Source organism: Bacillus cereus, assembly GCF_015071065.1.
GTDB lineage: Bacteria > Bacillota > Bacilli > Bacillales > Bacillaceae_G > Bacillus_A > Bacillus_A cereus_BA.
This window is the reverse complement of sequence record NZ_VOVA01000003.1, coordinates 271,405-285,788: the sequence shown is the minus strand read 5'-3', so window position 1 is coordinate 285,788 and position 14,384 is coordinate 271,405. Positions and strand designations below refer to the sequence as shown.

The window sequence follows — 14,384 nt, the reverse complement described above, 5'->3', positions numbered from 1 at the left end:
TAATGAAATGCGTAAGAACCCTTTTTTCGTATGAAAAGGAGGTTTGTTTTGTACATTGTTACGCTACTGGTTATAAAAGTACATTTACAACGTAACAGTGTTATGTTACATTGTTATTAGGAAGGAGTGTTGTACAGTTGAGTACAGATTTAATTTCAAAAAAAGATTTATTAGAACTAACTGGGATTTCATATGGACAGTTATATAGGTGGAAGAGAAAAAATTTAATACCGGAAGATTGGTTTGTACGGAAGTCAACGTTCACAGGCCAGGAAACATTTTTTCCGAAAGAAAAGATATTAGAACGTATTGATAAAATCCAAACGATGAAAGAGGATTTATCACTTGATGAATTAGCAAATATGTTTTCACCGAGCGTAACAGAGATTCTTTTAACAAAAGAAGATCTCATCCGTAAAGGGATTACTTCAGAACCCGTTTTGCAATTTTTTATAGAGCAAACGAACAAAACGGCAGATTTTCAATTTGTAGATATTCTTTATGTATACATTTTAGAAGAACTTCTTCAATCGGGAGACGTTAGTTTAGAAGAGGGAAAAATAGTTTTACAAGTTTTAAGTGAAAATTATGAAACGATTAAGCATAAAAATTGTGATTTAGTTATCATTCGAAAGTTAGGGATTTCTACATGTTTCTTAGTATCAAACGTGGAGGACTTAATTTTCGAAAAAGCAGCGAAAATCGTTATACGTGTAGCAATTATGAATTATACAGAAGCATTAAAAACAAAACTATTGTAGTGGAGGAGAAATAATGCGTACAGAAAATTTAATTATAAACGGTTACGGTTCATCGAATGGCGGAGAATTTCGTAAAGTGCAATTAAACGGAAAAGGGACTGTTAACGGAAATGTTGAATGTGATGAATTTGAATGTAATGGTTACGGTACTGTTACTGGTGATTTGAAAAGTAGCAATGCACGAATTAGCGGATCAGGTAAAGTTGATGGTACAGTAAGCGCAGAAACGATGCGAATCGATGGGAAGGCGACAATTACACAAGATGTAAAGGCGAGCACTTTAAAAATTGCAGGAAAAGGAACTATAGGTGGAAATGTAACCGGTGAAGAATTTAAGGTAAGTGGCCAAGCGACGATTGATGGTAATTGTGAAGTTGATATTTTTTCTTCAGAAGGACAATTTACAGTTGGTGGATTATTAAGTGCAGATGAAATTAATATTAATATTCACGGTACATGTAGAGCGAAAGAAATTGGCGGTCAAACAATTAAAGTAAGACATAAATTGAGCGCTTTTAGTAGATTAGTTAAAACGGTATTTGGTTTGCAGTTGGAAGCTGAACTGCTAGAAGGTGATAATATCGATATTGATTATGCTCACATTAAAATGGTAAGAGGAAACAATGTTACAGTAGGACCGAACTGTGAGATTGAACTGATTGAATATACCGGTGTTCTTAATGTTGATAAAAACGCAAGTGTGAAAGAAATTAAGCAGGCTTAAAGAAGGGAGCAATCGATATGGAAAACCAACATAGTCTTACTGTAAATGGATCAGGTAGCTCGGCAGGTGGAGATTATAATAAAGTGAAGATCCGCGGCGAAGGAACAATCTCTAATCATATGAGTTGTAATGATTTTAAAACGTACGGTACGAGTGAAGTACGTGGCAATATGAAAGCAAAAAATTATGTCGTGTATGGAGATAGTGAAGTGCAAGGGAATATGGAGGCGGGATATGTAAAAGTATATGGTAATGCCCAAGTACAAGGCGACGGACAAATTAATAAAATAAAAGTTAGAGGTATGATAGAATTTAAAGGGAAGCTATCCGGTGATTTCGTAGATGTGAAAGGCGCTTTAAATGTGAAGGGAGATATAGAAGTAGAGGAATTATTACTAACTGGCGGTCTTGAAAGTGATGGTTTGCTTAATGCTGAAAATATTGAAATCTCACTTCGTTATGAAGGAAGTAAAGTAAGAGAAATCGGCGGGAAAAAGATTACAGTACGTAAAAAAGCGAGGTTTATTCCTTTTGCAAGTCATGCAGGAAGCCTTCAAACATCAATTATTGAAGGGGATGATATTTATTTAGAACATACAATAGCAGACGTAGTAAGAGGGAATCGTGTTATAATTGGCCCTGGCTGTGAAATTAGTATTGTAGAGTATCATACTAGTTTTAACCAAAAAGGAAATACAGTCGTAAAAGAACATAAACAAATATAAGTAGTATGAGGGAGAGCAAGAAATATGGTTGAGAAGAATAATAAACTCGGCTTCGTTGTTGCCGGTTTATTGCTAGGTATCTTAATGGCATCAATGGATAATACCATTGTCGTAACAGCAATGGGAACGATTGTTGGTGACTTAGGAGGTCTTGAAAACTTTGTATGGGTTGTTTCTGCCTATATGGTTGCAGAAATGGCAGGTATGCCGATTTTCGGTAAGCTATCAGATATGTATGGTAGAAAGAGATTCTTTATTTTCGGATTAATCGTCTTTATGATTGGTTCGGCACTTTGTGGAACTGCTGAAAATATTACACAGTTAGGTATTTATCGGGCCATTCAAGGTATTGGCGGCGGGGCACTAGTGCCGATCGCATTTACTATCGTTTTTGATATTTTCCCTCCAGAAAAACGCGGGAAAATGGGTGGTTTATTCGGAGCAGTATTTGGTTTATCAAGTATTTTCGGACCATTACTTGGTGCATATATTACGGATTACATTAGCTGGCACTGGGTGTTTTATATTAACTTACCACTTGGCATTTTAGCACTTATTTTTATTACACTATTTTATAAAGAGTCACGAGTTCATAGAGAACAAAAGATTGATTGGTTTGGCGCAATTACTTTAGTTGGTGCAGTAGTTTGTTTAATGTTCGCCTTAGAATTAGGTGGACAAAAGTATGATTGGGATTCTAGCTTTATTTTAAGTTTATTTGCTGGATTCGCTATTTTAGTAATTGCTTTTATTGTTATTGAGCGAAAAGTAGCAGAACCAATCATTTCATTTGAGATGTTTAAACAACGTCTGTTTGGAATGAGTACAATTATTTCCTTATGTTACGGGGCAGCATTTATGTCAGCAACTGTGTACATTCCGTTATTTATTCAAGGTGTATACGGTGGTACCGCAACAAACTCAGGATTATTGTTATTACCAATGATGTTAGGATCAGTAGTAACAGCGCAGTTAGGTGGATTTTTAACATCGAAACTTAGCTACCGTAACATTATGATTATTTCTGCTGTTATTATGCTAATCGGATTATTCTTATTAAGCACGTTAACACCAGAAACAAGTCGTATATTATTAACAATTTATATGATTATAATCGGTTTTGGAGTTGGTTTCTCATTCTCTGTACTAAGTATGGCTGCTATTCATAACTTCGGTATGGAGCAACGCGGGTCTGCGACTTCAACGAGTAACTTCATTCGTTCGTTAGGTATGACACTTGGTATTACAATCTTCGGAATGATTCAAAGAACTGGTTTCCAGGATCAATTAGAAGAAGCGTTTAAAGGTATGAGCGGGGGAATGAATACAAACGCTTTAGGAGATTCAAGAGCTATTCTATCAGAATCGGCAAGATCTCAAATTCCGCCGCAAATATTAGATAAAATTATTGAAGCTCTTTCTAATTCAATCGTTCAGACATTTATGTGGGCGTTAGTCCCAGCAAGTTTAGCGTTCGTATTCATTTTCTTTATGGGAAATGAGCGCATGGTATATAAGAAAGAACAAAACAAGGTGAAAAGTGAAACGTCAAAAGCGTAAAAAAAAGCTCCTTTCAATTTTGAAAGGAGCTTTTTCGTATGTACGGGTTTAGATTAGCCTTCGATAATTTCGTACTCTTCGTCTGCTAATAATAAAATTTGTGTTTTCTTACCTTTGTTTTGAACTTCGATTACATCATATGTACCTAAGTCTCTTAGCTTAATTTGAGAAGCGTTAACCATAACTTCCATAGAATCAATTAAGATATCTTCTTCAACGTATGATTCAGGCAATGCCATATCTTCAGTATCTAATACACATGTATATAGATTTTGTAAGTTCTCAGCAGTTGGATTTTGTTCCTCAACATCAATAATGTTTTTTACTGCTTCCATATTTTCTTCTTTTACTTGATATACTTTAATTTTAGTCATTGTTTTAATCTCCTTTATAACGTAATCTTAGAGGCTGCAATTCATCCCGCACTAACGAACAGTAAATTCCCACCTCAAGTTGAAGAAGAAAATGAGGAGGAAGGGCGAACTGCCCGTAAGAGCCCAATTGGTTCAACTAACCATTAGTAGGAGATAAAGCTCCCTGCTAATAGAAGTTTCACTTTATTATAACGCTTTTTTGTTGAAAGATGAAATTGTTATATGCATTTATAGTGAAAAATATATTTTATTACTTATTTGAGGAACGATTAGTTTCTTAATTTGACAGGCATATGTCGGTATACTTATCTAGACTAATATTAGAGTTATATTGTCCAAGCTTTTCTTACATGCCTTTCATATTATATTTATTAGGTAAAACATATAGGAAAGGAATGGAGAATCAGTGGATTGTGAGCCGAAACGTGATTGTCAATTACCTGTAAATAGAAAATGAGATATGAGGATTAAAATGAATCTGAAAATAGCAATTCTTGATTGATAAATCATTTCAATGTAATTAGATGTTATAATAAATTTGTATTTACGAATAATTTATAATTATTTGATATTTGAAGGTTGAGTTTCATAGACATTTACTTAGATAATACATAAGTGCGTATAAGAATACTAATAAAAGTTAACTCATGAAAATGTTGAGCCTAGTTGATTTTAAAGAAAGCGGGAATGTAAATGATATATGAAGCAAATATACATATAAGAAAAAAATTAGTTTCTATGTTTGAGGATTTTAATAATGTTGTTCTACTTTCTTATTTACAAGGACATATGGGCACCGCTTGGGTGAACAATCTTGAAAACCCGACAGTAGTACAGATTACGGTAGGAATTTTCACATTTTACGCTGGGGATCCAAATGCGGAAGAGACAGAAGGGTTATTACGTAACATCCCTGAAAGAATTTTAGTAATCGTAAATAGTGATGAATGGAAAAAGCGTTTAGAAGCATTCCACGAAATAAAAATAGATAAGTTTTTACGGTATAAATTCAAACGGAATCCAGAATTGTTTAATCATACAAAATTACAATCTTTTATATCGGCACTTCCAAAAGGATATGAATTAAGAAAGATAGATGAGCATATCGCGAATACCCCATCATTACACAAGGTTTCTGAAGATTTTATAAGCCAATTCCGTTCAATAGATGATTATGTAAATCGAGGTATAGGTTATTGTATTTTGTATAATGGAGAAGTCGTATGTGGTGCATCATCATATAGTATTTATGATGATGGTATTGAAATCGAAGTTGCAACTGACCCGAATCATAGAAGAAAGGGATTGGCAACTGTAGTTAGTGCAGCATTAATATTGGATTGTTTAGAAAATGGGAAATATCCAAACTGGGATGCAGCGAATAGCACTTCTGCTAAACTAGCTGAAAAGTTAGGATATGTTTTTGATAAAGCGTATGATACTTATTTTGTGAATAATAGGTAAATGAACGGTGTGTGTACAAATTATACAACGTCATAAGGCTAGCCAACCTTATTAAATTAATGTTTATTAGACTTATTTTCTATAATCGCAAATATAAACTATCCGAAGGTGATTTTATCAAAGTTAAAGGCATTGAAACAGATGTTAATTAATGAAGTTAAGGGAAAGAATGACAACCAGATTGGTTCTATTAGAAGAATTGATAAATTTGAAAAAAGCAACAGTATCAATGGTAAGATTGAGGGAGTGCGCAAAATTTGGGGTATAAAAACCGACTTTTTTAAGTCGGTTTTTATTTTTTTACTAATAGAGTACCGCCAATATTGATTTTTTGTTGTATAGATAGCATTAAATGAAAAAATTCCTCTTCCATTACTATTGAATATAATTAACACATCAGTTTCTACTTCCACTATTAGGGTTCAGAAATTCTCTTTTTGTATAGGTAGATAATCATAAAGGCTCAATATATTTAGTTGTATGTGTTTTAACTAGCAAAAAAAATGCTATTTTTTGTAAATGATAAAAGTGTCTATGATACAAACCCACGCATTAATAGAAGAGATACATATACAGTATAGAGAGTTAAAAAAACTCTAAAATCTTGTATAAAGGAGATTATAAAATATGAGTGAACAATGCCCAATTAATGTACCATGTCAGGTAGCGGGACAAACCCAAACACCATTAAGTGATGCTGCAGCATCACCAATTGTTACTCCAGGAACACCAATCGTAAAAATACCAGTTGTATTAGCAGAAAGAACAATTCAAATTGTTATAGAATCTGATATTTCATTAGATCCTCCAGCAACTGAGATTAAACGTGTGTTAAAAAATGTATTTTTAACACAATGTAAGTTAGTTCCTGTAGCATTTACTCCGGTAGTTGGTACACCTTACCGCCGAGTTACAAGAGGAAAATTATTTGTACAAGGGTATATTCGTAAAAATATTGAATATGCAAATGATGAGTGTAATGGAGTTCTATATGACCGCATTGCAAATGTTCCATTTTCTGGTTTTGCAGATCTAACAGAAGCTGATTTCCTATCACTAGCTTTAGTAGCTTCTTCCTCAGACACTACTTCTCATTTTATTAATCCTAACAACGGTGATTTACCACGTTTAGACAAATATTTCTTCGAAAATGCAGTTTTTTATAACGAACAACCATATTGTGAATTAGTAAGCGCTCAATTTTTCGAATTAGACTTTTCCCCTTGTCCAACAGAATTAAACGAGCCATTTGGAACTCTTCGTGAAAAAATTGTACTAGACCTTACTTTAAAAGTTTTACAAGTACAACAAGTACAAGTATAAAACTAAAAAAGCATTGTCTTTATTAAAAAGACAATGTCTTTTTTATTATTATAAAACATATATAATGATGAAATGGCCGCGTACAAATAATATATTTTTATGGATTTCATCAGATGGGGGGATGGTGATGGATAAGCCATGGGTCGGTAAAGGAATATGGAACAAAGTTTACAAAGGGAAAATGCTGAATGCTCAAGATGATTCGCGCGAAATAAGAAAAAAAGAGGAGATTGAAGAAACTGAATTAGAAAAAGAAGAAGTAGCAATTGAATTAGAGAAAGAAGAAATAGTAATTGAGTCAAAGAAAGAAAGTGAAGAAACTGGATCAGCAAAAGAAGATAAAGAGATTAGATTAGAGGAAGAAGAGGTGAAAATTGAATCAGAGAAAGAAGAAGTAGCAATTGAATTAGAGAAAGAAGAAATAGCAATTGAATCAGAGAAAGAAGAAATAGTAATTGAGTCAAAGAAAGAAAGTGAAGAAACTGGATCAGCAAAAGAAGATAAAGAGATTAGATTAGAGGAAGAAGAGGTGAAAATTGAATCAGAGAAAGAAGAAATAGCAATTGAATCAGAGAAAGAAGAAGTAGCAATTGAATTAGAGAAAGAAGAAGTAGCAATTGAATCAGAGAAAGAAGAAGTAGCAATTGAATTAGAGAAAGAAGAAATAGTAATTGAGTCAAAGAAAGAAAGTGAAGAAACTGGATCAGCAAAAGAAGATAAAGAGATTAGATTAGAGGAAGAAAAGGTAAAAATTGAATCAGAGAAAGAAAGTAAAGAAACAGAGTCAAAAAAAGAAGATAAAGCAATTAAATTAGAGAAAGAAAGTAAAGAGACAGAGTCAAAAAAAGAAGATAAAGCAATTGAATTAGAGAAAGAAAGTGAAAAAACTAGATCAGCAAAAGAAGATGAAGAAACCGAATCAGAGAAAGAAAAAATAGTAATTGAATCAAAGAAAGAAAGTATAGATTCAGGATCGAAAATAGAGACTTCAGTGCGTTCAATAGAAGTGAAAACTCCATTTTCTATTATTTCGGATGTGACTAGTTTTATAAAATTTCCTAATATCAATGTAAAAAAACAAGAAGCATTTGTATTTCGTAATGAAAAAGGTGCTAGGGGTCGTGAACTGGATGCTAAGTTATTAACTACAGTGCAACATTATCATGGAGAAGTTAATTGTAATTTAGTTTCTTCAAACCTTCATGAAAAGAGAGTGCTTTTAGAACTTTCTAATCAAAAAGTAAAAAGGAATATGGAAGAGAATTGGGTAGGCACATCTTCGTGGATTCCTATCCACGGTATAATATTAGAGAAAGAAGATGGAGCAGACGTAAATAATTATATAACTGCGAAATTACCAATAGAAATAGGGAGATATAAAGGTGAAATTGGTTTACGAGAAAAAGTGGTATTTAAAGAAAAAGTTTTAGGAATAAAAGAGGTATCGCAGGAAATTATTTTGACAAAAAAAGAATTCTTATTGCCAAAAATAATACAGAAAGGAGATAATCCATCTATAATTGAAAAAGGGAGCTTACTTGTAGAAGGCTATATATTTCAATGTATTGAATTTATATCAGAACGAAGTACATCTCATGATAAGCTCTATCAATTAATGCAAAACATTGTATTGGAATTGACTATCCAATTATTTCAAGAGCAGGAAGTTCGTGTGCGGATTACATAAATAATCATATCTCCATCAATCAGCTGAAAATTTTTTCAGGAGTATGTAATAGAGAAATTTAAAAATAGTGCTAGCAAGTTTGCAAACGAGCTAGCTAATAAGGATTGGGAAAAGATGTGAAATATAACTGATGGATCGATTGAAAATACTAGTTATTAAGATAGACGAAACGGATAAATCTTTGGTAAAACATGAGGTGTAATACAATGTGTATCCCCTTCAATTATAGAAAACTCACAACTTAAAAAGTAATATATGTTTATCGTAAGTTTCTAAACACCAATTATATTTTTTTAGAATAATTGGATGGACAACTTCTTCAGTAGTATTGACTTCAGTAAAGCCATATTTTTTATAAAAGTTTTCTAATTCCTCAAAAGGGAGACAATACACATTTTGAATATGTAATTTTTTCGCCGTTTGTACTAAAAATGAAACGAGTTTCCCTGCTAATTGTAACCCTCTAAATTGAGGAAGTATGAAAATACCACCCATTTCAATCGTATCTTCATCAATTTGAACTAAACGACCTACACCTGCATACTCACCGTTGTATGTAATAATCGCAACTTTATCCCGCTTTAAATCACTCGGTACAAATCCTATTGATTCGTAGTGGTTATTAATCCATTCTATATCATTAGGTGTAGCTAGTTGAATTCCCATAATCGCTCCTCCTTCAAAAAAAAACTAATATTCTCATTATATATATTTCGAGACGAATTGTAATTCATATATGGCATGAAAATTAGTAGTAATAAGTGAAAACAGAATCATTTTTAATAATAGTTCAAGTTTTGAAGAAGAGTGCATACAATATAAAGTACTTTCCCTTTCTTCATTCTTGTTTTACGTATATAATTTAAAAGTAATATTTTTATTTTATTTTTTTTATATATTTATAACAGAATAGAGGTTTAAAAATGAGTGTTAAAATCATTACGGATAGTGCGGCGGATTTACCGGTAGAATTGCTGCAGGCATATGATATAGATTTAATTCCACTCCGTGTATATGATGAAGCAGAAACAGAGTATTTAGATGGGGTTACATTAAAATCAGTTACATTACTGCAAAAAATGAGAGAAGGTGCAGTGTATAAAACGTCACTGCCTTCACTTGAAACATTCCAAGAAAAATTTGTTTCCTATGCAAAAGAAGGGAATCCTTGTATATATTTAGCTTTTTCATCTGAACTGTCTGGTACATATCAATCATCAGTTGTTATTAAAGAAGAAGTGAAAGAAACATATGCTGATTTAGATTTAGAAATTATTGACACAAAATGTGCCTCACTCGGTCAAGGTATTGTCGTATTAGAAGCTGCAAAAATGGCAAAAGAGGGCGCATCAAAAGAAGAAATATTAAACCGTGTCGCTTTTCTAATGGAGCATATGGAACATATCTTCACTGTAGCTGACTTACAGTACCTTGTTAGAGGTGGACGTTTAAGTAAAGTAGCCGGTTTCATCGGCGGTTTATTAAATATTAAGCCGATTTTAAATGTGGATGAAGGAAAACTTGTACCACTTGAAAAGGTAAGAGGGAAAAAGAAAGTATTAAGCCGAATTGTTGATATTATGGAAGAGCGCGGAAAAGACCTTAAAGGTCAAACAATCGGTATGACTCACGGTGATGATTTAGAAACTGCCGAAGCATTAAAAGCATTAATTACTGAAAGATTCGGTTGTGAAGTATTTATCGTAAATACAATTGGAGCAGCAATCGGAGCGCATACAGGACCTGGTGCATTAACATTGTTCTTCTTAAATGAAGTAGAGTAAAGGATTGATCTTTTGATCAATCCTTTTTTTATTCTAAAATAAATGTTTTATGCGAATGAAAAATATGTAATTATTTCTTAACTTTCTCTTTAAAAGGTAAGAAGGTAGATAGGAAAGTAGTGATAGCGAGTGCAAAGCTGATTCTTTCAGTATGATCAATTACCAAGTCATTTTTCCACTGATAAAGGAAAGATGCGATTATTAAAAGTGAAACGGCTCCTCCAACATATCTTACTGTTTTTCGTGCTGATTCATTTTTAAGTCTTACAATCATCTTTATCATCCTTTCTCGTTTAATAAATTATTCGATAAACTAACTTATAGGACACGATATTTATAATTCGCCTATTAAACTAATTCAATTTATTTTCGATTGCATTTATCGCAAGTATGGGGCGTTTAGGCTATTCACTAGGAAAGGAAGAAGTTGCACCACGTTATTTAGCATGTATTAATGCAAAAAGAGCAGCGCCAACAAATGCAGTAAAAGTTGTAGGTTTTATTGCGATAATAGGTTTGTTAATAAGTTTCGTTTTTCATATTAGTATAGATAGAATCGTATTAATACCGAATTCGTTAGGGATTGTTACATATATAGTCGGTACTGCGGCCGGAATTAAGTTAATAAAGAATAGGTTAGGTAAATTTTTTTCTATAATAGCTTTTACATGTTGTGTAGCGGTTTATCCCTTTATTGGAGGAGTCATACTTATTCCAATACTTGTAGCTTTAGTGTCTTTATGCTATTTACATTTCATAAAAGGTAGACTTGTAAATGGGAGGGAGCAGAATAAGGAATGTTAAAATGCATTAATTTAAGAAAGAATATTTAAATATATTAAAATATTTCGAGTTCATATATAATTATGGAGGGATTAACTTGTAACTATTTGTAAAAAAAGGAGGCTATTAAAATGAATATGCTTATACAAGCCCCAACTAAATGGGATTTATGCAGGCTATATTCCAATGAACAGGACCCTATGTTTTCTATAGAACAGCTAAAAGTAGAATATAAAGCAACGAAAAAATCAGTAATCCTTTCACAACTTATACAGGCTATCGAAAAAGCAGAGTACTATTTATATTGCCGATCTACTGAAGAGGATGTACAACCTGAAAATGCTTTACTAAGTGTAAAAATAAATCAATTAAAGAAAGAAGTTCAGCTATTAATAGAATCTAGTAAGCAACAAGATATTAAAACTAATAATTTAAGTATTAAACTAATAGAAAATGAACTAAAAGCTTGGGAAGATATGTACATACAATTACGGAATAAATTAGAAATAACTCACGATAAAGAGACTTTATCTTTTGGACAAGCGAATTATGTTGCGATGAATAGTGATGATCATAATGAAAGGTCAAAAGTATTCGATTCTCTTACAAATACTTTGAATAAGGAAAAAGAAATCTTTGCTACGGTATTGAATCAAATAGGAAGATTACGTCATGCTAAAAGTGATGAAATGGAAGGAACAGGGATTTTAAAACATTCACTACAAGCAAATGGCATCTCTGAAACTGCATTATCCCAAATGTGGAATGCAACGGAACAAAATCTTACGAAGCTAGTAATTGCGTTAAACGGTTATAAAAAAGGAAAGAATTCAATTACATGGCACGAGCTAATGACATGGAAAGAAAGTAATGAGACTGTTATTCCTTTTTCAGTAGCAGTAAAAAACATATATGATGCACTAAAAAATATAGATGAAGAATTGGCACAGTTCGCACAGAATGCAATAGCGAATGGTTGGATCGATGCGGAACCGAGAGATAATAAACCGCCGGGTGGATTTTGTGCTCCTTTTTTCAGTGAAAAAGAATCTCGCATTTCACTTCGTTATGATGGAACAATTGATAGTGTAAGAGTACTTGCTCATGAACTAGGACACGCTTGGCATTTTTATGTTATGAGTCTTGAACAATCTACAACATTTTTAGATGATTATCTGCCAATGAGTACAGCTGAATCAGCGTCTATTTTCTTTGAGATGGTACTTGTAGATCACTTAATAAAAACAGCAGAATGTACAGAAATGAAAAGGTCATTGCTTAGCTGGAAAATTAGAAATAGCTTTAATTATGTTATGGCAATTCGTGCATCATTCCAGTTCGAAAAGAGTTTTTATGAAAAAAGTAAAGAAGGTCCTATAAGTGCTGATGAAATTGAGAAATTATCTTTAGCCGCGCAAGAAAAGGTATACGGAAATGCACTAACAGAATATCAGCCGTTTGTTTGGATGAAATACGTTCAGTTTTATATAGCAGGCGTTCCCTTTTATAATTATCCATACACATTTGGTTATTTAGTAAGTTTTAGTTTGCTAGAATTAGCGAAAGAAAATAAAAGTGAATTTCATTTGAGGTATAAAGAATTTTTACGAGAAACGGGAAAGGCCCCAGTTGAAGAACTGGTGAAAAAACATTTTGATATTGATCTAACAGATTATGAATTTTGGAATAAAGCTTTTATACAAATGCATAAAGATATTGATGAATATTTGCAGATTATGTAGGGGAAGCGCAAATTTTAAAAGGGGACTATATAAATGAACAGAATCGGTATTATCGGAGCAATGCAAATAGAAATAGACTTACTTTTAGAAAAACTACATATAAAAGAGGAACATACAGTTGCCAACATGCCTTTCTATAAGGGAGAGTTCATGGGTACAGAGATTATAATTACTCGCTGTGGTGTAGGGAAAGTAAATGCAGCGGCATGTGCACAAATTTTAATTAATAAATTTGATGTGGATTCTATCATTAATACAGGTGTTGCGGGTGGATTACATCCTGATGTGAAAGTCGGCGATCTAGTTATTTCTACAAATGTTACGCATCATGATGTTAGTAAAAATCAAATGAAGAATTTATTTCCGTTCCAAGAATCTTTTACTGCAAGTAAAGAGTTAAGAGAGTTAGCACGAGAAGCTTGTAATAGTACTAGTTTAAATGTTTCTGTACATGAAGGAAGAATCGTCAGCGGAGAATGCTTCGTCGAGGATTCAAAATTAAAGATGAAACTTATCAATGAGTATGCACCACATTGTACTGAAATGGAAGGGGCAGCAATTGGGCATGTCGCTCATATAAATGACATACCATTTCTCGTTATAAGAAGTATTTCTGATAGTGCAGATGATGAGGCGCAAGTTTCATATGATGATTTCGCGAAAACTGCAGCGAATTATTGTTCAGAAATTATTGTTGAGATGCTTAAACAAATTTCAAGTAAAACTGTATTGTAGTTCATAAGTAAAGAATGGGAGAGAATATCATGTTACAAGCACTAATTTTCGATATGGATGGAACTTTATTTCAAACAGATAAAATCTTAGAATTATCACTAGATGATACATTTGATCATTTACGCTCACTACAATTATGGGATGCGGAAACACCTATTGATAAATACCGTGAAATCATGGGTGTTCCTTTACCTAAAGTTTGGGAAGCACTATTACCTGATCATTCAAATGAAGTAAGAAAACAAACAGATGCTTATTTTTTAGAAAGATTAATTGAAAACATAAAGAGCGGAAAAGGGGCTTTATATCCGAATGTAAAGGAAGTTTTTAGTTTTATAAAACAAAATAATTGTTCGATTTACATAGCTAGTAACGGTTTAACGGAATATTTACAGGCAATCGTCTCTTATTATGATTTAGAACAATGGATTACTGAAACGTTTAGTATTGAACAAATTCAATCGCTTAATAAGGGTGATTTAGTAAAAAGCATTTTGAAAAAATATGATATAAAAGAGGCAGCTGTAGTTGGTGATCGTTTATCTGATATTAACGCAGCAAAAGATAATGGTTTAACTGCGATTGGATGTAATTTTGATTTTGCACAAGAAGAGGAACTCGCTCATGCTGATTTAGTAATTGATGATTTAATGGAACTGAAGGACATATTACCAGAATTGAAGAATACTTACATAACAAAATGAATAAGTTCACATTCAAAT

General features: G+C 32.7%; 14 protein-coding genes and 1 pseudogene. 12 read left to right on the top strand and 3 right to left on the bottom strand.

Annotated elements, in window-relative coordinates; genetic code table 11:
- The first annotated feature begins 137 nt into the window (after nucleotides 1-137).
- From FT637_RS12140 to FT637_RS12125, 4 genes are read left to right on the top strand one after another with little or no spacing between them, the layout of a single operon-like run.
- On the top strand, nucleotides 138-761 hold the full coding sequence (locus FT637_RS12140) for a YhbD family protein (protein ID WP_193646514.1): 624 nt from the start codon (nucleotides 138-140) through the stop codon (nucleotides 759-761).
- Between the two features lie 13 nt (nucleotides 762-774).
- The gene (locus FT637_RS12135; RefSeq protein ID WP_193646513.1) at nucleotides 775-1,485 is read left to right on the top strand and encodes a bactofilin family protein; all 711 of its coding nucleotides are present in this window, start codon (nucleotides 775-777) and stop codon (nucleotides 1,483-1,485) included.
- A gap of 17 nt (nucleotides 1,486-1,502) precedes the next feature.
- Nucleotides 1,503-2,210 (top strand): polymer-forming cytoskeletal protein, encoded by a 708-nt coding sequence (locus tag FT637_RS12130; protein WP_193646512.1) that lies wholly within the window; start codon nucleotides 1,503-1,505, stop codon nucleotides 2,208-2,210.
- 24 nt (nucleotides 2,211-2,234) lie between these two features.
- Nucleotides 2,235-3,770 (top strand): MDR family MFS transporter, encoded by a 1,536-nt coding sequence (locus tag FT637_RS12125; protein ID WP_193646511.1) that lies wholly within the window; start codon nucleotides 2,235-2,237, stop codon nucleotides 3,768-3,770.
- A gap of 53 nt (nucleotides 3,771-3,823) precedes the next feature.
- On the opposite strand, the gene FT637_RS12120 is transcribed toward FT637_RS12125, so the two are convergent.
- Nucleotides 3,824-4,144, bottom strand: a complete 321-nt coding sequence (locus FT637_RS12120) for a hypothetical protein (RefSeq protein WP_193646510.1) — start codon at nucleotides 4,142-4,144, stop codon at nucleotides 3,824-3,826.
- A 693-nt stretch (nucleotides 4,145-4,837) separates the two neighbouring features.
- Here FT637_RS12120 and FT637_RS12115 point away from each other — a divergent pair.
- The 3 genes from FT637_RS12115 (at nucleotide 4,838) to FT637_RS12105 (ending at nucleotide 8,618) form a co-directional block, all read left to right on the top strand.
- The gene (locus FT637_RS12115; RefSeq protein WP_193646509.1) at nucleotides 4,838-5,608 is read left to right on the top strand and encodes a GNAT family N-acetyltransferase; all 771 of its coding nucleotides are present in this window, start codon (nucleotides 4,838-4,840) and stop codon (nucleotides 5,606-5,608) included.
- Between the two features lie 627 nt (nucleotides 5,609-6,235).
- Complete coding sequence (locus tag FT637_RS12110) at nucleotides 6,236-6,931, top strand: CsxC family protein (RefSeq protein WP_193646508.1); 696 nt, start codon at nucleotides 6,236-6,238, stop codon at nucleotides 6,929-6,931.
- Nucleotides 6,932-7,460: 529 nt separating this feature from the next.
- Nucleotides 7,461-8,618 (top strand): BC_2427 family protein, encoded by a 1,158-nt coding sequence (locus FT637_RS12105; protein ID WP_413773229.1) that lies wholly within the window; start codon nucleotides 7,461-7,463, stop codon nucleotides 8,616-8,618.
- Between the two features lie 234 nt (nucleotides 8,619-8,852).
- Here FT637_RS12105 and FT637_RS12100 read toward each other — a convergent pair whose 3' ends face one another.
- On the bottom strand, nucleotides 8,853-9,284 hold the full coding sequence (locus FT637_RS12100) for a GNAT family N-acetyltransferase (protein WP_193646507.1): 432 nt from the start codon (nucleotides 9,282-9,284) through the stop codon (nucleotides 8,853-8,855).
- Between the two features lie 257 nt (nucleotides 9,285-9,541).
- Between FT637_RS12100 and FT637_RS12095 the strand changes: the two genes are divergently transcribed.
- Nucleotides 9,542-10,402 (top strand): DegV family protein, encoded by an 861-nt coding sequence (locus FT637_RS12095; protein ID WP_193646506.1) that lies wholly within the window; start codon nucleotides 9,542-9,544, stop codon nucleotides 10,400-10,402.
- A 70-nt stretch (nucleotides 10,403-10,472) separates the two neighbouring features.
- Here the strand turns inward: FT637_RS12095 and FT637_RS12090 are convergent, their stop codons facing one another.
- Complete coding sequence (locus FT637_RS12090) at nucleotides 10,473-10,676, bottom strand: hypothetical protein (protein WP_193646505.1); 204 nt, start codon at nucleotides 10,674-10,676, stop codon at nucleotides 10,473-10,475.
- 101 nt (nucleotides 10,677-10,777) lie between these two features.
- Between FT637_RS12090 and FT637_RS12085 the strand changes: the two are divergent.
- From FT637_RS12085 to FT637_RS12070, 4 genes and pseudogenes are all read left to right on the top strand, one after another.
- Nucleotides 10,778-11,206 (top strand): annotated as a pseudogene (locus FT637_RS12085) (amino acid permease); the annotation flags it as partial.
- Between the two features lie 110 nt (nucleotides 11,207-11,316).
- Nucleotides 11,317-12,927: a M3 family metallopeptidase gene (locus FT637_RS12080; RefSeq protein ID WP_193646504.1), complete on the top strand. Its 1,611-nt coding sequence runs from the start codon at nucleotides 11,317-11,319 to the stop codon at nucleotides 12,925-12,927.
- Nucleotides 12,928-12,960: 33 nt separating this feature from the next.
- A complete protein-coding gene (locus FT637_RS12075) occupies nucleotides 12,961-13,662 on the top strand; it encodes a 5'-methylthioadenosine/adenosylhomocysteine nucleosidase (protein WP_193646503.1) in 702 nt (233 codons plus the stop codon).
- A gap of 29 nt (nucleotides 13,663-13,691) precedes the next feature.
- Nucleotides 13,692-14,366 carry an HAD family hydrolase gene (locus FT637_RS12070; RefSeq protein ID WP_193646502.1) on the top strand — a complete coding sequence of 225 codons (675 nt, stop codon included), beginning with the start codon at nucleotides 13,692-13,694 and terminating at the stop codon, nucleotides 14,364-14,366.
- Nucleotides 14,367-14,384: the final 18 nt, after the last annotated feature.